Here is an 18259-nt window from a genome sequence, read left to right as displayed (position 1 = left end):
GACTGCATCCTCCCAACTTATGAATTAGCCAACATTCTTTCTAATGCTAATTTTGCATGATCAGCAATTTCTTTATCAACCTTTATCACGTTGGCGCTTTCTTCCAGTGTTTCTAGGCTCCACACTAAATGCGGCAAATCAATTCTGTTCATGGTTAAGCACGGACACATATGCGGATTCAACGAGATGATTTTTTTATCAGGATGGCTAGCGATAATCCGTTTGACTAGGTTCATTTCTGTACCAATTGCCCATGAAGTGCCCGCAGGAGCTTTTTCAATCATATTAATAATATAGCTCGTTGACCCCGCTAAATCGGAAAGTTCGACAACCTCACGGCGGCATTCTGGGTGAACGATGATGGTCATATCAGGATACTCCCCACGAGTATCCAACACATTTTGAACCGTAAAGTTTTCATGGACAGAGCAATGACCCTTCCACAGGATGACCTTTATTTTTTCAACATCATCATCGTATTCTAATGTGTCATTGATTGGGTTCCAAATCGCCATTTCATCAAGTCCCACACCTAAATCAACGGCAGTATTCCGACCCAAATGCTGATCAGGCAGGAATAGGATACGTTCCTTTTGTTCAAAGGCCCACTTCACCATCGTGTCTGCATTCGAACTAGTCACGGTCGCCCCACCATTTGCACCAACAAACGATTTAATCGCTGCAGTAGAATTTACATAGGTTAATGGCAGAATCGTGTCACCGAAAATTGCCTGCAGCTTTTCCCAGGCTCTTTCCGTCTGTTGAATGTCAGCCATATCAGCCATTGAACAGCCTGCACGCATATCGGGTAAAATAACCTTTTGGTTTTCAGTCGTTAAAATATCAGCCGTTTCCGCCATAAAGTGAACGCCGCAAAATACGATGTATTCTGCTTCCTTATTTTCGGCAGATAGCTGTGCCAGCTTTAATGAGTCCCCAGTCGCATCTGCAAACTGAATCACTTCATCTTTTTGATAGTGATGACCGGGAATAAATAGCCGGGACCCGAGATTCTTCTTAATCTCCAATACCCGCGCTTCTAACTCTTCTGTTGGCATCTTCTTGTATTTTTCAGGAATCATATTTTTTTCAAAGGCAGCTAAAATGTTCATTTATTCCTCTCCTTTGTTCCACAAAACTTTGACACTGATATCTAATGCTTTGTAAGAGTGAGTTAAGAACCCAAGTGAAATGTAATCAACACCGGTATCACCGTAATCTGCTAAGTTGCTTATTTGAATACCGCCAGAAGCTTCCGTAATGATTCCAGGCGGAACCAGCTTAATAAATTCCTTAATCTCCGCCGGGGTACGATTGTCGAACATGATGATGTCTGCCCCGCTGTTTACCGCTTCTATTACTTGTTCCTCGGTCTCCACTTCCACTTCGACTTTGACCATATGGCCCGCTTTTGTTTTAACTGTGTCGACTGCTTTTGAAATCGACCCTGCAAAGGAAATATGGTTATCCTTAATCATAACTCCATCGTACAAACCGAAACGGTGATTGTAACCACCACCACAGCGGACTGCATATTTCTCAAGCATTCTCAAACCTGGAGTTGTTTTCCGGGTATCACAGATCTTTGTATGGCTGCTGTTTAACGTTTGGACTGCTTTGTTTGTTAGCGTGGCAATCCCGCTCATACGTTGAACAAGATTCAGCACGACTCGTTCACCTTTTAACAAGTCAAAAATCCCCCCTGAAACCGTCGCCAGGTGCTGCCCCACTTCAATGCTCTCGCCATCCTTAACCAGCACCTGTGTTTCAATCTCAGGATTCAGCAGCTTGAAGCCGTTTCTGATAATTTCTTCGCCGCAAAAAATTCCATTGTCTTTTGCTAAAAATACAATCTCTCCATTGGTATGATTGGAAAAAATTAAATCTGTGGTAATGTCTTGTTCCCCGATATCTTCAATAAAAAATTGCTCAAGTAGCGATCGCAGTTTTACTATGTTCATGATTCTTCTCCCTTAATTTGTGAGTGATGGATTTTCTCAGCCAGTGTGTGTCATCTTCAAGCGGATAATCACTTCTAAAGTGGCCTCCGCGGCTTTCTGTCCGGCGTAACGCAGCGTCTGTAATTAACTTTGCATTAATTAACATAAAGATTGTGGTTAACTCTTCAACAGAATAATGATCCAATTTTTCTTTCACATTAAATTGATTTAGCCAGGTGCTCTGCATTAATAGGTCCGCTCTATTGCGGACAATTCCTGTGCGTTCCATCATCAGATCTTTCATTTCTTCTACGTTTGGTAGTGCCAGCTTTTCACCCTCAAATGTTACTTCACTCCGGTATACTTTTAAAAAAGGCTCCTTAGGGGCGTTATTTAACCATTCAGCCAATTTATGTCCTTGGTACAGTCCTTCTAATAATGAATTGCTGGCCAGACGGTTTGCACCGTGAAGCCCTGTACAGGCAGCCTCACCAATGGCATATAAGCCAGTAATGGACGTACGGCCCATTAAGTCCGTTTTAATGCCGCCCATTAAAAAATGACTTCCAGGGGCAACAGGAATTCTCCCCTTCGAAAGCTCTATTCCATTTTTCCTACAAATCAAAGTGATAGAAGGGAATCTTTCTTCAAAATTATTAATCGTGCTAATATCTAAATAAACATTTTGACCATTTTTAAGATATTCATAGATGGTTTGTGAAACGACGTGGCGCGGACCTAGATCCTTTAAGGGGTGTACGCCGTCCATAATTCTTGTGCCATCATCGGTTACAAGGATTGCCCCTTCCCCCCTCACTGCCTCGGATATGAGACCATGTGTTTCACCGTTTACATACAACAAGGTCGGATGAAATTGGATAAACTCCATATCAACAAGTTCAGCACCTGCTAAATAGGCCATAGCAATTCCATCTCCGGTTACCGTTTTCGCATTGGAGGTAAATCGGTACAATTGGCCGCAGCCACCTGTGGCAAGAATGACATGCTTGGCATAGTAAAAACAAACCGTTCCATCCAGCCTTTTCGCTTTCACTCCGATACAGCGGTCTTTTTCAGGATTTAAAATACATTCGTAAGCGTGGACATCCTCTTCAACGATGACATTTGCCTGTAGACTCTTAACTAAGTAATCCACCACATTTTTTCCGGTAGCATCTCCGCCACCATGGACGATTCTTTTTTCGCTGTGAGCACCTTCCATCCCAAGCAGCAAATTTCCATTTTCGTCTTTATCCAGAAAATCACCTTGTGCATCCATTCCTTTAATTAGCGATGGTGCCTGGTTAATCACCTGCTTTACCACTTCGGGGTCATTGTGAAAGCGGCCTGCTTCAATGGAATCGACAATATGTTTTGCAGGATTGTCGTGTTCACCAATCGCAGCCGCAATCCCCCCTTGTGCGAGGTAGGAGTTAGCGGTGGTGATTTTTCCTTTTGTGAGTATCCTCACATTCACATGATTATTTAAACGAACAGCCAGCTGTAAAGCGGCAATTCCACTACCGATAATAAGTACATCATCACTTAACATATACGCTCCTCCTGGATTAACAGGTGTCTTGACATATATATTTACATAGAATTACAATATTGACAAGTGTTTTTGTCATTTAAAAATAAGAGTATAGGAGAATGATAATGTCCTATTTTGATTATGCGGCTACCACACCTTTAGATTTTGAAGCAGCTGAGGTATATGTACAAGCAGCAACCAAGTATTTTGGTAATTCGAGCAGTCTCCATGACATCGGCGGTCAGGCAGCAGGTTTGTTAGAAAATTGCCGGGAAGAGCTTGCTAGCTTGTTAGGGGTTGATAAGACAGGGTTGTATTTTACAAGCGGCGGTTCAGAGAGTAATTTCTTGGCTATTGAAGCCTTATTGTCCGCTCCTAAAAAAACTGGTAATCATATTATCACCGGTATCGCTGAACACTCGTCCATTCATGGTGTGCTCAACCGGCTAAAAGGCTATGATGTCACCTGCCTCCCACTCGATTCAACTGGTTTAATTGATGATGAGCTTTTCATCAATGCCATTAGACCGGAAACAGTTCTCGTAACCATTCAACATGTTAATTCTGAAATTGGTACAATCCAGCCGATTGAAAGAATGGCACAAATTTGCCGCGACAATCAAATTCATTTTCATAGCGATTTTGTTCAATCATTTGGAAAAATCGATGTAAGAAGGGCTGCCGCTCTTGTCAGCAGCTTCGCTTTCTCTGGTCATAAATTTTATGGTCCAAAAGGGGTGGGCGGGGTATATATTGACCCGAACATCTCTTGGAAACCATTTTTCCCAGGGGGCTCACATGAAAAAGGGTTACGTCAGGGGACATTGAATGTTCCAGCCATCGCTGCCATGACTGCCGCGGCGCAAAAAATAAACAAGGTTAGTTCAGACAAATTTTTATTATTTCGAAAAACTTTTATTGAGATGCTTGAACCGATTAATGACGATGTCCAAATTTTTCAGGCTGCTCCCGATTCGCAGCTTCCCCATATTATTGGGATGAGAATTGCAGGCATTGAAGGTCAGTGGATGATGCTCGAATGCAACCGGCTGGGCTTTGCAATTAGTACCGGAAGTGCCTGCCATGTAGGAATGCAATCGCCAGCTAAAGTGATGCAGGCTCTAAATATTCCAGTTGAAGAAGCAAAAGGATTTATTCGGATTAGCTTTGGAAATATGACAACCTTGGAAGAAGTGGTACGACTTGGGGAAAAAATAGTTGATATCGTAAAAAAGTTTAAAGGGAGCATGGTATGCTAAAATAAAAGAAACAGACTACAAATAGGAGGTCAACTATGACGGAACAAAAGAAAATACTAGGGGAAGAAAGGAGAGAATATATCCTACAGCTGCTAAAGGACAGTTCTGTTCCGCTAACAGGAGGCGAATTGTCTGCTAGGACGAATGTGAGCAGACAGGTGATTGTCGGCGATATTACCCTGTTAAAAGCACGGAACGAGCCGATTATTGCCACAAGCCAGGGCTATCTATATTTTAGCCAAAATGCCGCCACTCCTTCCTTTGAGAAAACGATTGCCTGCCGCCACACACCTGCGGAAACGGAACGGGAGCTTAATTTGTTGGTCGATCATGGGGTAGTCGTGAAGGATGTAAAAATTGAACATGCAGTTTACGGTGATTTGACGGCCTCGGTTATGGTCTCCAATCGCCAAGAGGTGAAGCAGTTCCTTGAAAACATGCGTAATTCAAATGCCGCACTCTTGTCGGAATTAACGGATGGCATCCATCTGCATACCATTGCTGCATCTAGTATCGATGTGTTGAATAAAGCCGAAGCGGCCTTAAAAGGGGAAGGGTTTTTGATTGAGTAATGAAGGCGAAACATGAGGCCAGCCATTCCTGTACGAACTAAAAAACAAAAGCAGACCATTGATGGTCTGCTTTTGTTGGTTCGAACAATCTCACCGGTTTTTCACTCAGTTTGTCCCAAGTTAACTCCAGTTCAGACAATCTAGCTAGTAGCTCAAAAACTTTTTGTCTATAGCCCCACCATTACCGATGGATAGCTACCTAAAAGAGTCACACCGCAGCCCAATGCCTCTAGCTCGGCCATAGCTCCCGGGATGAGCACCTCATCAAGCTTCATTTCTAAATCAATGATAAAGAAGTAATTCCCAATACCTGTTTTCATTGGGCGGGATTCAATTTTGGAGAGGTTTATTCTTCGCCAAGCAAAAGCCGATAGTACCTGGTGGAGCGCACCAGCACGGTCTGAAGGTAAAGTAACCATCAAGGTTGTTTTAAAATGAGACGAACCGCTAACTGCCTCAAAATCTATTTCTTTTTCACATAGAACAACAAAGCGAGTATGATTATATTTAAAGTCATGAATGTCTCGCTGAACGATGCTTAGTCCGTATTCGCTGGCTGCTAGTTCATTAGCAATCGCTGCAACATTCTGCTCTGGATGGTCCATCACCATTTTCGCTGCAGCTGCGGTCGAGCTGACACTTTCAAACGGGACTCCTTTAAGACTTGTATGTAAAAATTTATGGCACTGAGCAATCGCATGAGAGTGGCTGTACACCTTGCTCACTTCCTGCCAGTGATTCTGATTCACAGGGTGCACCATCAGATGTTGTTTGATCGGGAGTGTAATTTCCCCAACAATCGGAAGCTGAACCACCTGTGTCAAATAATCTAGTGTAATATTAACAGAACCCTCTAGGGCATTTTCAATCGGCACAACCGCAAGGTCTACCGTTTGCTCCACAACCGCATCCATACTCTCCGGAATGGTGGTATATGGTTGATATTCATATCCTGGAAACACCTTCTGAACCGCCAAGTCTGTGAAGGTTGCTCTTGGTCCTAAAAAACCTACTTTCATCATTTCTCACTCCCCCTTGTCAAAAAACTCTATATGATGTTGGATAGAAAAGTAAACAGGCGCAAAGCAAAAACTATGCACCTGTTCCCAGCACGTCCACTTTCTCTACAAATTCAAGCTTCCGTAATTCCATTAGCAAATCCTCAATTTCCATCGAGATGTCAGAGGTATTTAACGACAGAGTTACGTTAGCACGCCCTTGCAAAGGAATCGTTTGGTGAATCGTTAACACATTACATCCTGAGGACGCTACGACTCCTAGCAATTTGGAAAGTGTGCCGGAACGGTCCTCAAGATAAAAGAAGAGCGAAACTAATTTATCCTTCTGAATGGTCGAGAATGGAAAAACAGTGTCCTTATATTTATAATAGGCGCTCCTGCTTAAGTCGACTCTATGGCATGCATCCCAGATTGATTCCGCTGTTCCCCGCTCAAGCATTTCTTTGGCATCCAGCGTTTTCTTCATGGCTTCAGGCAAAACATCTTCACGAATTAAATAAAACTTCTTGTGATACGACTCATTTCTCATCTCTCCACCACCTGGCCTCAGAATGGCTACTCTATAAATTCAAATTCAAATTCTAATAACTTAACGATGTCTCCGTCTTTTGCACCCTTTGCTCGTAACGCTTCATCCACACCAAGACCTCGGAGCTGACGGGCGAAACGGCGGACAGATTCCTCCGTTTGGAAATTGGTCATCTTAAACAGCTTCTCAACCTTTTCACCTGAAATGACAAATGAACCATCTGGGTCTCTTGTGATAAAGAACGCCTCAGGATCAGCTTCGTGCTTGTACAGTACACGATGGACGCCTGTATCCTCTTCTTCATGGTCAAGTGGAAATTCTGGCGTTTGCTCAATTTTATCGGCAATCGAAAACAGCAGGTCACGCAAACCTTTTCTGGTCACTGCAGAAATTGGAAAAACAGGAAAATCATCTTCCAGCTTCTCTTTAAATTTCTTTAGATTCTCTTCCGCTTCTGGAATATCCATTTTATTCGCAACAATAACTTGCGGACGCTCAGTAAGGCGAAGATTATACTCTTCTAATTCTTTATTGATCGTCACGTAATCCTCGTAAGGGTCACGGCCTTCCATTGCAGACATATCAATAACATGAACAATCACTCGGGTACGTTCAATATGACGTAAAAATTGATGACCCAGTCCAACTCCTTGGTGTGCACCTTCAATCAATCCTGGGAGGTCAGCCATAACAAAGCTTCGGTTATCCTCAGTCTCCACCATACCGAGATTCGGTACAATCGTCGTAAAATGGTACTCAGCAATTTTAGGCTTCGCTGAAGAAACAACGGATAGTAATGTGGACTTACCTACGCTTGGAAAACCAACAAGACCAACGTCAGCTAGCAGCTTTAACTCAAGAATGACATCGCGATCTTGACCAGGTTCGCCGTTTTCAGCAAGCTCTGGTGCTGGGTTTTGCGGGGTTGCAAAACGAGAGTTTCCTCTTCCACCACGGCCGCCCTTGGCAATAACTGCTCGTTGACCATGTTCTACAAGGTCAGCAAGTACTTCCTTAGTTTCAGCATCAATCACAACTGTACCAGGTGGAACTTTTACAATCATGTCCTTGGCATTTTTCCCATGCTGATTCTTGGACATTCCATGCTCACCACGAGGGGCTTTCCAGTGCTTTTGGTAACGGAAATCCATAAGGGTACGTAGACCTTCATTGACTTCAAATACGACATCGGCACCCTTACCTCCGTCACCGCCAGCAGGACCTCCCATTGGTACATATTTTTCACGACGAAACGCGACCATTCCATTACCGCCGTCGCCGCCTTTTACATAAATCTTCGTTTGATCGACAAACATTTTACATCCTCCCGTCTAAATAACTGAATGATACCGACGAGAATCGCTGCTTTAATCCCTGATTTACTTTAAAAGGGCATAAAAGCTTCTAGTGCGAGTTCGCTTGCTGAGAATTCCTTTACCTCAACCGCCATTTCTGGTGTTTTTGAGGCTGATAGAAATTCTTCAATCAGATCATTTTTTATTATTATTCCGCTAAAATCAAAAAAGAAACGGATTCCATTTGATTGCGGTTCAATTGTGATCGATAAATGATTGTCTTGAAACGCCTCAATGGCTGAATCTAAACATGAAAAAAAGGAGATGGTCCAATTTGTCAAAAGTTCATCGTTTACTTTAATATTGTCCATTTCATTTAAAACTTCATATTCCAATTGAAAAGAATGATGTTCCCAGTTTGAACGCAACAATAGACTTGCAAACAATGGTAAGTGGAAATTAGAGAGTTTAGACTCATTTTGGGTTTCAATCACAATTTCATTTATATATTCTTTTACACGGTCAATCCGATTCATTTCTAAGTTTCCTTTAATTAATTGCAGGCGATTTAGCCAATCATGTCGTGAATGCCGGAGCACCTCAACGATATCCCATTCTTTCTCCATATCTCGAACTCCTATAGTAAGTGTCGAAAAACTGTTTATAGTATATCAAAAAAGTGCGAAAGAGTAAGCTATTTTGACCAATTCCATGCCAATAGTGGAAAAAATAGTTGCTTTTACCATTGATTTTTATTCTAAATGGTAAAATTTACCTAAAACTACAAAAAGAAAACTCTAACCAATCAGGTTAGAGTTTTCACTGAAAGCTTACGCTTCTTGAGCTACTGGGTATACAGATACTTGCTTGCGGTCACGACCTAAACGCTCGAACTTAACAACGCCGTCTACTTTCGCAAATAGAGTATCATCTCCACCACGGCCTACGTTTTCACCTGGATAAATCTTTGTACCGCGTTGACGGTAAAGGATTGAACCACCAGATACGAATTGACCATCAGCACGCTTAGCACCTAGGCGCTTCGAGATCGAGTCACGTCCGTTCTTTGTAGAACCTACTCCCTTTTTAGATGCAAAAAGTTGAAGATCTAATTTCAATAACATTTTCATTTCACCTCCTGCTTTTTGAAGGTAATTTTTATGTGTTCTCCGTATTCTTCCTCAATCGTCAGTAAAGAAATAATCATACCTTCAAGAAGAATTTGTACTTTCTCATTTATGTCTTCCGAAAGGTTTTCCGGTACAACACAGCGGAGAAAGCCGTCTCCCTGCTCAATCTCTGGGGTAACGTCAGTTAAGGCATGTACCGCATTGATGGCTCCGACGGACACAGCGGATGCGCCTGCACAGACGATATCCTTGCCCCGTTCGGCAAAAAAAGCATGACCACTAATTACAAACGAATGAATGGAACCGGACTCTGTACGATTAATCGTAATGTAAATCATCTATGAATCAACACCTTACGCGTTGATTGCTTCAATCACAACTTTAGTGTATGGTTGACGATGACCTTGCTTCTTACGGTTGTTTTTCTTCGCTTTGTACTTGAAAACGATGATTTTCTTAGCGCGGCCTTGTTTTTCAACTTTAGCTGTAACAGTAGCTCCTGCCACCAATGGGCTTCCTACTTTTACGTTTTCTCCGCCAACGAAAAGAACCTTGTCAAATGTAACTGTTTCGCCTGCTTCTGCGTTAAGCTTCTCGATGTAGACTGCTTGACCAGCTTCTACTTTGATTTGCTTACCGCCTGTTTCGATAATTGCGTACATACTTGCACCTCCTTATAAACTCAGACTCGCCAAATACAGGCGTCTATGCCTGGCATAAAACTTATTACCTGAACTGTGCGGTTGTAGTAGCACGGGTGCTACAAACATAACGTTACAATATTAGCATGTTTTAAGGAAAAGTGTCAATACTATTCGACAGCTTTTTGGGCAATCTCATTTTCAGTGCCAAATTGTTTTAATAAAAACTGATGATGAGGTGACTCCAGAATCTTAAAGTACACATTAAAATGAAGCATCTCTTCTAAGATTTCTAGATGTCCAGCCAAAGCTTCCTTTACCTCAATCGTTGTCTCTACTAGAACGGCTTCAAAATCACCATGACGGTGCTCCAACAGCTGCCGCTCAAGGCGGAAAGCTACCGTTTCAGCACTTAAAATTCGGCCTGTCCCATCACAAACAGGACACTTTACCTGTAAAGCTTCTGATAACGAGACCTTCGTTTTCTTCCTTGTCAGCTGGAGTATTCCAAGCGGGGTGAAGCCAATGACTTTCGTCCTTTTTTCGTCTTTTTTCAGCTCAGTTTCAATACGATCTAGAACGGATTGCTTGTCCTTTTCCCGTTTCATATCAATAAAATCAATTAAGACAATACCGCCGATGTCACGAAGACGAAGCTGGCGGACAATCTCGATGGCGGCTAACTGATTTGTTTTTAGGACCGTATCCTGATAATCGCTTTTTCCGGAAAACTTGCCAGTATTTACATCAATTACGGTTAATGCTTCTGTCTCGTCGAAAATCAGATATGATCCGTTATCAAGCCAAACAATTCTTTTTATAGCTTTTTCAATTTCATGTTCAACTCGGTTGAAAGCAAATATGTTTTCCTTACCACCATAAAACGAAATCTGCAAATCAGGATTCCTATTTTCTAGAAGCTTCTTTATAGATAAGTCATCAATAATGACTTCTCCATTTTTCATTCTTGAGGCAATATCTAGTATTGTTTCAATAAAGGTATCCTTTTGAGAAACGATTCCTGGTTTCTTAAGTTGTGAAGCTTGTTCGGAGATACCAACGTACTGTTCACGGAGTTTCTGTAGTTCTCCAACAATTTCCTCCTCCGTCGCAGCCATACTAGAGGTACGGAAGATGAATCCCTCAGCTTCTTCTTTTAAAGAATGACCCATGCGTCTTAATTCAGCATCTGACTTTTCGGCAGCAATTTTTTTCGAAACAGCCACATATCGCCCTTGTGGCATGTAAATGAGATGATCACCGGAAATTTCTATGATTCCCGTGACTCTCGGACCTTTTGTGCCAGTAGCATCTTTATCAACCTGGACCAACAGTTTTTCACCTTGGTGAACAAGGGTAGATACACTTTTCTTCTCTTTATCCATATTCTTCTCGGGAGACAGGACATAGCTAGGCAGGACATCACGATGCAGGTAAGCATTTTTTTCTTCGCCTATGTCGATAAACACCGCGTTCATTCCCGGCAGTACCTTCGTAACAGTCCCATAATAAATATTACCGACCAAAGAACGCTGCTCTGGCCGGTCAAAAATTAGCTTTTCAACTGTATTATTTCTCACAAAAGCAACTCTCTTTTCCCGCGATACATAATTTACAATTAGTTTTTCCAAACCTAGTGGCCTCACTTTATTAATCTCGATGTGTTCATTATACCGTTTTAATACAAAAAGAGAAGGTCGCTAATCTTATCGTTCGTTCTTTTCTCTGTAAAAAAAGCGTGGAGCAGCTCATTTTCGTCTAGCATTCCTTTCTCTTTCCCGTTACTCTCCACGATAATGGGGTGCTTGCATCCGCGCTGGAATTTTTCAAGTACGTCGATTAGCAAATCCTGCTCGTTCGCTTGGATTGGCACAAGAGCTTGGAGGTCACTCTTTTTACCATAATAGCGCTCTAGTAAAAAACGCATAAAAATAAAGCGGCGCTGTTTCCACTCATAAAAAATGGAGAACGCTAGAAATCCAATAATAATCCAAATGTTTAGATGAGATGGTGCCACCACTACGGTCACTATTGAAAAAATAAATAGGCTAATCATAGAGATGAGTAAGGATAACCGATGGGCATTCGGAAATGATTTTTTCAAGGATAGCATCATAAAAATTAGTTTGCCTCCATCAAGCGGCCAAACTGGAAAAAGATTAAATATAAAAATCATAAGATTATAGTTAAAAAATAGCTGAAACATATCCTCTGAGATAAGTGAGAAGGTAAATAATAAATAAGCCGCCCCCACCATCCATATGTGCTGAATTGGCCCAGCAAGAACAACGATTGCTTCTTCTTTTAATGGTCGATTTCCGTGCTCCTCCATTTCGGCGACACCGCCAAAGGGAAGGAGTGTGATTTTTTTAATTCTCCAGGAAAAAAAAGAAGCTGCTGCAGCATGCCCCATTTCATGTATAAAGATAATGCCAATTAACAGGCAAAGTTCGAGGAAATGTGCTGTAGCAACAGATATGGCGATGATAACCCACAATAACGGGTGGATATGGACATGTTGTAATAATGTGATCACCCTATTCAAAGCGGATCACCTGTATCGGGTCGATGAAATCATCGCCTTTTTTATAAGCAAAATAATATTTGCCTTTTGTTTTATCTTCACCCGTTGACTCTGAAGCCGTGCCCACTACGGTTTCTTTTTTTACATACTCATATAAACTCACTTTTAAATCTGCTAAGTTTGCGTACCAGGTTTCCGTTTGATCAGGATGCTGAATGATAACCGTCTTCCCTAACCCTTCCTTAACACCTGCAAACATGACATTGCCTTCGTTCATCGCTTCCACTGGAGCACCGTTAGTTGTTTCAATCATGATACCCTGACCGTCTTTTTCAAAGTTTTCAAGAACTTTTCCTGAAAAAACAGGGACCGAATTCGGTTTATCAACGATTGTTTTGTCTTCCTCTTTTTCCGCATCTGGATATGGCAGCAGAGCTAACGGTTTCCCAAATTGGTCCTCATACCATTTAGAGACGGTTGCAAACTGAAAATCTCTTTCCATTGCAGTGTTTACCAAATTTCGTGCCGGTTCAAACGTTGCCGATGTATTGCGAAATAAAATCCCCACTACTAAAAATAACAACACTGAAGCTAAAATTTTAAAGATAAATACCTCTTTTTTAAATAACGGATGGAAACCATCATCCTCATTTTTTTGATCCTTGGACGACCATGGATCGTATGTGTATTTATCTTCATCGCTAGGCCACATCATTAACTTATTATCTGGACTTTTATCGGACGAACCCGTACCCTTCTTACGTTTTGCGATTCGTCGCCGTATTTCATCCGGTGTAGACCGCATCAACCCCACCAACCTTTATCACTCTGTATTGTTTGTACAAGTTTATGAGGTTGTCTATAAGAGTATGACTTTTACCATAAAAAGATAAATCGCATTATATCCGTCAATGTATTCAGGTGCTAAATGTTTTGGACATTTTTCCAGAGGTTTTGGACATTTATTTTTGTATTTGGACATTTCCAATGCTTTTGGATATTTATTTTAGGGTTTTGGACATTTTTCAATGGGTTTTGGATATTTATACATATTTTACCATTAAACCACATAAAAATAGCCTGTCCACAATAAAATGGACAGGCTACATAATTAACGTACACCAAAAAACTTCTTAAGTTTACCAAACATGCCTTTGTTAGGGTCTTCTAACGGCTGTAACGGTATCGATTCTCCTAGAATGCGTCGGGCAATATTGCGGTAGGCAATCGATGCTTTGCTGTTTGGATTCAAGGCAATGGGCTCTCCGTGGTTGGATGCGCGGATTACTTCATCGTCATCTGCAACGATTCCGATTAACTCAATCGATAAATGAGTAGTAATTTCATCTACATCTAACATGTCGCCGCTTTTCATCATGTGATTGCGGATCCGGTTGATGACCAATTTTGGTGACTCGATATTTTGCTCTTTTTCTAATAAACCGATGATGCGGTCAGCGTCACGAACGGCAGAAACTTCAGGTGTCGTGACAACAATTGCACGGTCAGCACCTGCAACCGCGTTTTTGTAGCCCTGCTCGATACCGGCAGGACAATCGATAATAATATAATCATAGTCTTGCTTCAGTTCATTAATTAGTTTGTGCATTTGTTCTGGCGTGACGGCTGACTTATCAACCGTTTGCGCTGCTGGCAGCAAATACAATAAATCCTCGAAACGTTTATCCTTCACCAATGCTTGGTGTACTTTGCATCTGCCTTCCACCACATCGACTAGGTCATAAATGATTCGATTTTCAAGTCCCATTACGACATCTAAGTTGCGAAGGCCAATATCAGTATCTACTAAACATACTTTTTTGCCTTGAAGGGCCAAAGCTGTACCTATATTAGCAGAAGTCGTGGTTTTGCCGACGCCACCCTTACCGGATGTAATTACTATTGCTTCTCCCACATTAATGTCCCCCTTCTAAACTTGTTAAATTAGGCCTCAATTGTATTAAAACTTGTAATCTATCAACGATGATTTGACGATTCTCGTCTACGTATGCACATTCCATTTCACGTTTTTCATTTTGGCTGGCATCAGGGGCGCGATTGATACAATCACTGATCCGCAGCTGTGACGGCTGCATGCTGGATGCCGTGATGACGGCCTGGTCATTGCCATAATAACCAGCATGTGCGATTCCCTTTAAGGTGCCCATGATAAAAATGTTACCGCCTGCAATGACGGTTCCACCAGGGTTAACATCGCCTACTAGCAGCAAGTCGCCTGGAACCTCTAATACTTGTCCCGAACGGATGATTTTAGTCACCGTTACGACTTGGCCTTCAGCTTTAAGCTGCTCGGCCTCTTCCCTAGTAACCACGTTTGTTACGATATCTTGGACACTTAAATTCTTTTTCTGACGAATTAAGTCTTTTATTTCTTCACGTTGAGCAGCCTTTAAATACCTGTTGCCAACTACCGCCTTAACAGGTGTTAATTGCCGCTCAACTTGAGTTCTTAGGTTTGCGGATAATTTTTCATCTAGTTCCTTTATCAGTTCATCGTAGGAACATTGGTCATCTAAATGAAGGACTAGTCCATCCTTAGTCCCTTTTATTGTAACATTTTGTCGCTTTTTCATGGAGAGTTTTTCACCTCAAATAATTTCAGGAACGCCGTGTATCTAAGTAAAATTTTTTTACAGCTCAAAAAAGCGTAATGATACACCTTCTAAATTCAATTCGACACTTCCTGCTTCTTTTCCTTCAAAAAAATTACTCATCTCTCAATTCTTCAGCTACCTTTTCAAAATGCCGTTTTAAAGGATAGGCAGCGATGATGATAAATACGGCGTTTAATATAAGTGAAGGAGTAAAACGCATCCGAATAAAGCTCATAAATTCCAGGTTCGTTACATGAATCAAAAAGTCCATTTGATATACACCAATCTCTAGTAGGGCAATACCAGCGAGTGATACTAAGAACGCGATAATGATATGCGCTTGCAGGAAATGCATGATTTTTGATCCGAGATAGGTAACAAACGGAAAGAGGAAAAAATAAATCCCGATAATCTCAATCCAGATAATATCAAAGAGCAGACCAAAAACGGCTGCATAGATAATTCCATACTTTCTACCTGCATAAATCATTAAAAAGAGGATCCCTGCAAACAAAAAGTGGGGCACCAATATGTAATCCTGACCAAAAACTTTTGACGGGATATATTGTACAAAAATGCTTTCTAATAGAAAAAGAAACAGAAACAAAAGAGGAAGAAGGAGCCTCTTCAATATTCCTCCTCCTCCCCATCAATCATCTCATCGCCATTAGGCTGAATCATATTTCTTTTGATGACAATAATATTTTCAAGATCGTAAAAATTTGCTCCCGGTTCCACTAAGGCGGTTTGATTTAAGCCATACTGATCCGGCTTAACCTCGATTACCTTACCAATTTGCAGACCTTGCGGGAACACTCCGCCTAGACCGGATGTAATGACGTTTTGGCCTTTTTTAATTTCTACACCAGCAGGAATGGTCTTAACGAGTAGAGCCTTTTTCTCTTTATCAAAGCCCTCTACTAGTCCGAAGACATTGGTATCACCTTGGATAATGGCAGAGATCCTGTTTTTTGGATCCATGGCGCTCAACAGTTGAACCGTTGAGCTAAACTGATTGACGGTCTTCACTTTCCCAATTAATCCATGGGCTGTGACAACGGCCATATTTTTCTGAATGCCGTTCAATTTGCCTTTATTAATAATAATCATTTCATGCCAACGATCAGGGTTTCTGCCAATTACAGTTGCTTGTAATGGCTCATAATCTCTCAGGGTTTCTTCCTCACCAAGAATATCACGAAGCTCTTTATTATCCTTTTCTAGCTCTTGAACCTTCGCCTCAAGGGTAACTAGCTGCTCCATCCGTGATTTTAACTCTTTATTCTCTTGATATGTATTTTGTAAGTCCTGTAGATTTTCAAAAAATCCTGCAACAAAATGAGCAGGCTTTGAAACGAGGGATTGAACCCAGCCGGCGCTATCTTTGACAAATTGCTCCGGCCAGGATAGTTTCTCTCTCTCCCTTATCGAAAACCCAATCAATGCCACGAGAACAATAATGCTGACTAGCAAAATGATCAGACGTTTATTCAAGAAGAACTGTGGCATGATTATACACCTCTATCTTATCTATAAAAAGTAGGTTGATTTATCTTGTATCCTTGGCTTTGTTTTTGAATAGCTGGATGTGGTCTAGTGCTCTTCCTGTTCCAATTGCTACACAGTCAAGCGGGTTTTCGGCAATTAGTACAGGCATGTTTGTTTCTTCACTGATGACCTTGTCCAAGTTACGAAGCAAGGCTCCACCGCCTGTTAATACGATGCCACGGTCCATGATATCAGCAGCTAATTCTGGCGGAGTTTTTTCCAGTGTGTTTTTCACTGCTTCTACAATTGCGTAAACCGTATCCTTTAAGGCAACAGCAATTTCTTTAGGCGTGATTTCAATGGTCTTAGGAAGACCCGTCAGCAGGTCACGTCCGCGAATTTCCATGTTTTCAACGCCTTCGTGGTCACCAGCCGAGCCAACCTCCATCTTAATGGCTTCTGCTGTCCGCTCACCAATCATTAAATTATAATTCTTGCGAATGAATGACATGATGCTCTCATCCATTTCATCGCCAGCAACGCGGATCGATTGGCTTGTCACAATTCCCCCTAAGGAAATGATCGCCACTTCAGTTGTTCCGCCGCCAATATCAACGACCATACTGCCAGTAGGCTCCCAAACAGGCAGGTTGGCCCCAATTGCCGCTGCAAATGGTTCTTCAATGGTATAGGCATCCTTCGCGCCAGCTTGTCTTGTTGCATCGATTACAGCTCTTTCTTCAACAGCTGTAATTCCTGAAGGGACACAGACCATAACATACGGCTTTCCTGAGAAAATGCCTTTTGATTTCTGGGCCATGCGAATATGGTATTTCATCATCACTGCTGTAGTTTCGAAGTCAGCGATTACGCCATCCTTCATCGGACGCATCGCGACAACATTTCCTGGTGTCCGTCCAATCATATTTTTCGCATCATTACCAACCGCTACGATTTGTTTTGTATCTGTCTGCATCGCCACAACCGATGGCTCGCGTAGTACAATCCCTTTTCCTTTCACAAATACAAGCGTATTTGCTGTTCCCAAGTCAATTCCAAGATCTCTTGTCCCAATTCCAAACATAAGTTGTATCTCCCTTTCTGATACGAATGCATCCATTCCTAAATGGTAAGGTCATGTACCTTAATATCGTATATGTGTTCGTTAATTTTTATAAGATAAGACTATTCACGGCATTTGGTGAACTTCCCTATCATATCTTTTTTCTAGTTATTTAAAGTCAGTTAATGGTAACATTGCCTAAAAAATCATACCCATTATTATAACCCAACGTTTTATAAAATCATAGTTTATAAATACCCTTTTTCTTTCAATGAGACAAATTTATTTTCGCCGATGATCAAATGATCAAGCAACTCGATGCCAATTATTTTTCCGCATTCCACTAGCCTTTTGGTCACCTCAATGTCCTCTTTACTTGGTGCGGGATCACCAGAAGATAGCAATAGGTAAGGCTTTGAGGTTATCTCTGCCTTTTCCCCTGCTCCACACCGTGCATGCAACTTTCATCGCACACGGCATTCCATCGTTTTCTATCTATTCCCTTTTCTCAATCTCCTAAATATCAAGGACTCTCCCGACTCAACTTTGCTCATGACCTTTTTAGTCCTACGAGAATCCTTGAGTTGATTGAGTTGAAATAGCTTAATTAAAACGACTTGAGGCTATTGTTCCATTTCCATTACAGAAAC

20 protein-coding genes, 1 pseudogene and 1 other annotated feature are annotated in these 18259 nt (G+C 41.6%); of the genes and pseudogenes, 2 read left to right on the top strand and 19 right to left on the bottom strand.

Annotated features, from left to right (window positions below):
- Positions 1 to 17 precede the first annotated feature (17 nt).
- The 3 genes from nadA to nadB are packed head-to-tail and all read right to left on the bottom strand — an operon-like array spanning position 18 to position 3492.
- On the bottom strand, positions 18 to 1112 hold the full coding sequence (gene nadA / locus BTR25_RS03110) for a quinolinate synthase NadA (RefSeq protein WP_075686053.1): 1095 nt from the start codon (positions 1110 to 1112) through the stop codon (positions 18 to 20).
- Positions 1113 to 1961, bottom strand: a complete 849-nt coding sequence (gene nadC, locus BTR25_RS03105) for a carboxylating nicotinate-nucleotide diphosphorylase (RefSeq protein WP_075686052.1) — start codon at positions 1959 to 1961, stop codon at positions 1113 to 1115.
- Positions 1930 to 3492 (bottom strand): L-aspartate oxidase, encoded by a 1563-nt coding sequence (nadB, locus tag BTR25_RS03100; protein ID WP_075686051.1) that lies wholly within the window; start codon positions 3490 to 3492, stop codon positions 1930 to 1932. Before nadB ends, nadC begins: the two co-directional genes overlap by 32 nt.
- Positions 3493 to 3599: 107 nt before the next feature.
- Here nadB and BTR25_RS03095 point away from each other — a divergent pair, with 107 nt between their 5' ends.
- A complete protein-coding gene (locus BTR25_RS03095; protein ID WP_075686050.1) occupies positions 3600 to 4733 on the top strand; it encodes an IscS subfamily cysteine desulfurase in 1134 nt (377 codons plus the stop codon).
- A gap of 35 nt (positions 4734 to 4768) precedes the next feature.
- Positions 4769 to 5305, top strand: coding sequence for a transcription repressor NadR (locus BTR25_RS03090; protein ID WP_075686049.1), 537 nt, complete (start codon positions 4769 to 4771; stop codon positions 5303 to 5305).
- Between the two features lie 167 nt (positions 5306 to 5472).
- Here BTR25_RS03090 and pheA read toward each other — a convergent pair whose 3' ends face one another.
- The 16 genes and pseudogenes from pheA to BTR25_RS03005 form a co-directional block, all read right to left on the bottom strand.
- Positions 5473 to 6324, bottom strand: a complete 852-nt coding sequence (gene pheA / locus BTR25_RS03085) for a prephenate dehydratase (protein WP_075686465.1) — start codon at positions 6322 to 6324, stop codon at positions 5473 to 5475.
- A 73-nt stretch (positions 6325 to 6397) separates the two neighbouring features.
- The gene (locus BTR25_RS03080; RefSeq protein WP_075686048.1) at positions 6398 to 6853 is read right to left on the bottom strand and encodes an ACT domain-containing protein; all 456 of its coding nucleotides are present in this window, start codon (positions 6851 to 6853) and stop codon (positions 6398 to 6400) included.
- A gap of 26 nt (positions 6854 to 6879) precedes the next feature.
- Positions 6880 to 8169 (bottom strand): GTPase ObgE, encoded by a 1290-nt coding sequence (obgE, locus tag BTR25_RS03075; RefSeq protein WP_075686047.1) that lies wholly within the window; start codon positions 8167 to 8169, stop codon positions 6880 to 6882.
- A gap of 68 nt (positions 8170 to 8237) precedes the next feature.
- Positions 8238 to 8774, bottom strand: coding sequence for a sporulation initiation phosphotransferase B (locus tag BTR25_RS03070; protein WP_075686045.1), 537 nt, complete (start codon positions 8772 to 8774; stop codon positions 8238 to 8240).
- Positions 8775 to 8978: 204 nt separating this feature from the next.
- Entirely contained in the window at positions 8979 to 9272 is a 294-nt protein-coding gene (gene rpmA, locus BTR25_RS03065) for a 50S ribosomal protein L27 (RefSeq protein ID WP_075686043.1), read from the bottom strand.
- 2 nt (positions 9273 to 9274) lie between these two features.
- Positions 9275 to 9616 (bottom strand): ribosomal-processing cysteine protease Prp, encoded by a 342-nt coding sequence (locus BTR25_RS03060; RefSeq protein WP_075686041.1) that lies wholly within the window; start codon positions 9614 to 9616, stop codon positions 9275 to 9277.
- A gap of 15 nt (positions 9617 to 9631) precedes the next feature.
- Positions 9632 to 9940, bottom strand: coding sequence for a 50S ribosomal protein L21 (gene rplU, locus BTR25_RS03055; RefSeq protein WP_075686039.1), 309 nt, complete (start codon positions 9938 to 9940; stop codon positions 9632 to 9634).
- Between the two features lie 12 nt (positions 9941 to 9952).
- Positions 9953 to 10033, bottom strand: a sequence feature (ribosomal protein L21 leader region).
- Positions 10034 to 10089: 56 nt separating this feature from the next.
- Positions 10090 to 11550, bottom strand: a complete 1461-nt coding sequence (locus tag BTR25_RS03050) for an Rne/Rng family ribonuclease (protein WP_075686037.1) — start codon at positions 11548 to 11550, stop codon at positions 10090 to 10092.
- Positions 11551 to 11597: 47 nt separating this feature from the next.
- Positions 11598 to 12464 (bottom strand): M50 family metallopeptidase, encoded by an 867-nt coding sequence (locus tag BTR25_RS03045; protein WP_075686035.1) that lies wholly within the window; start codon positions 12462 to 12464, stop codon positions 11598 to 11600.
- Positions 12457 to 13248 (bottom strand): M23 family metallopeptidase, encoded by a 792-nt coding sequence (locus tag BTR25_RS03040; protein ID WP_075686033.1) that lies wholly within the window; start codon positions 13246 to 13248, stop codon positions 12457 to 12459. Before BTR25_RS03040 ends, BTR25_RS03045 begins: the two co-directional genes overlap by 8 nt.
- Before the next feature lie 306 nt (positions 13249 to 13554).
- The gene (minD, locus tag BTR25_RS03030) at positions 13555 to 14358 is read right to left on the bottom strand and encodes a septum site-determining protein MinD (protein WP_075686029.1); all 804 of its coding nucleotides are present in this window, start codon (positions 14356 to 14358) and stop codon (positions 13555 to 13557) included.
- A gap of 1 nt (position 14359) precedes the next feature.
- A complete protein-coding gene (gene minC / locus BTR25_RS03025) occupies positions 14360 to 15037 on the bottom strand; it encodes a septum site-determining protein MinC (RefSeq protein WP_075686027.1) in 678 nt (225 codons plus the stop codon).
- Positions 15038 to 15170: 133 nt separating this feature from the next.
- Positions 15171 to 15689, bottom strand: a complete 519-nt coding sequence (gene mreD / locus BTR25_RS03020; protein ID WP_075686025.1) for a rod shape-determining protein MreD — start codon at positions 15687 to 15689, stop codon at positions 15171 to 15173.
- Complete coding sequence (gene mreC / locus BTR25_RS03015; protein WP_075686023.1) at positions 15686 to 16567, bottom strand: rod shape-determining protein MreC; 882 nt, start codon at positions 16565 to 16567, stop codon at positions 15686 to 15688. The genes mreD and mreC overlap by 4 nt, the downstream gene beginning before the upstream one ends.
- A 40-nt stretch (positions 16568 to 16607) precedes the next feature.
- Positions 16608 to 17630, bottom strand: a complete 1023-nt coding sequence (locus BTR25_RS03010; RefSeq protein WP_075686021.1) for a rod shape-determining protein — start codon at positions 17628 to 17630, stop codon at positions 16608 to 16610.
- A 227-nt stretch (positions 17631 to 17857) separates the two neighbouring features.
- Positions 17858 to 18004, bottom strand: a pseudogene (locus tag BTR25_RS03005) (JAB domain-containing protein); the annotation flags it as partial.
- Positions 18005 to 18259: the final 255 nt, after the last annotated feature.

The sequence above is a fragment of the Bacillus sp. MRMR6 genome, assembly GCF_001940785.1.
In the GTDB taxonomy this organism is placed as follows: domain Bacteria; phylum Bacillota; class Bacilli; order Bacillales; family Cytobacillaceae; genus Neobacillus.
The sequence above is the reverse complement of the archived record's forward strand: the minus strand, read 5'-3'. Positions and strand labels throughout refer to the sequence as shown.

Excerpts from the sequence above, each read along its gene's own strand:
- pheA (WP_075686465.1), bottom strand. The coding sequence starts at position 6,324 with ATGAAAGTAGGTTTTTTAGGACCAAGAGCAACCTTCACAGACTTGGCG.
- nadA (WP_075686053.1), bottom strand. The coding sequence starts at position 1,112 with ATGAACATTTTAGCTGCCTTTGAAAAAAATATGATTCCTGAAAAATAC.
- BTR25_RS03040 (WP_075686033.1), bottom strand. The coding sequence starts at position 13,248 with ATGCGGTCTACACCGGATGAAATACGGCGACGAATCGCAAAACGTAAG.
- BTR25_RS03095 (WP_075686050.1), top strand. The coding sequence starts at position 3,600 with ATGTCCTATTTTGATTATGCGGCTACCACACCTTTAGATTTTGAAGCA.
- BTR25_RS03090 (WP_075686049.1), top strand. The coding sequence starts at position 4,769 with ATGACGGAACAAAAGAAAATACTAGGGGAAGAAAGGAGAGAATATATC.
- rpmA (WP_075686043.1), bottom strand. The coding sequence starts at position 9,272 with ATGTTATTGAAATTAGATCTTCAACTTTTTGCATCTAAAAAGGGAGTA.
- BTR25_RS03060 (WP_075686041.1), bottom strand. The coding sequence starts at position 9,616 with ATGATTTACATTACGATTAATCGTACAGAGTCCGGTTCCATTCATTCG.
- mreC (WP_075686023.1), bottom strand. The coding sequence starts at position 16,567 with ATGCCACAGTTCTTCTTGAATAAACGTCTGATCATTTTGCTAGTCAGC.
- obgE (WP_075686047.1), bottom strand. The coding sequence starts at position 8,169 with ATGTTTGTCGATCAAACGAAGATTTATGTAAAAGGCGGCGACGGCGGT.
- nadB (WP_075686051.1), bottom strand. The coding sequence starts at position 3,492 with ATGTTAAGTGATGATGTACTTATTATCGGTAGTGGAATTGCCGCTTTA.
- BTR25_RS03080 (WP_075686048.1), bottom strand. The coding sequence starts at position 6,853 with ATGAGAAATGAGTCGTATCACAAGAAGTTTTATTTAATTCGTGAAGAT.
- rplU (WP_075686039.1), bottom strand. The coding sequence starts at position 9,940 with ATGTACGCAATTATCGAAACAGGCGGTAAGCAAATCAAAGTAGAAGCT.
- nadC (WP_075686052.1), bottom strand. The coding sequence starts at position 1,961 with ATGAACATAGTAAAACTGCGATCGCTACTTGAGCAATTTTTTATTGAA.
- BTR25_RS03010 (WP_075686021.1), bottom strand. The coding sequence starts at position 17,630 with ATGTTTGGAATTGGGACAAGAGATCTTGGAATTGACTTGGGAACAGCA.
- BTR25_RS03070 (WP_075686045.1), bottom strand. The coding sequence starts at position 8,774 with ATGGAGAAAGAATGGGATATCGTTGAGGTGCTCCGGCATTCACGACAT.
- minC (WP_075686027.1), bottom strand. The coding sequence starts at position 15,037 with ATGAAAAAGCGACAAAATGTTACAATAAAAGGGACTAAGGATGGACTA.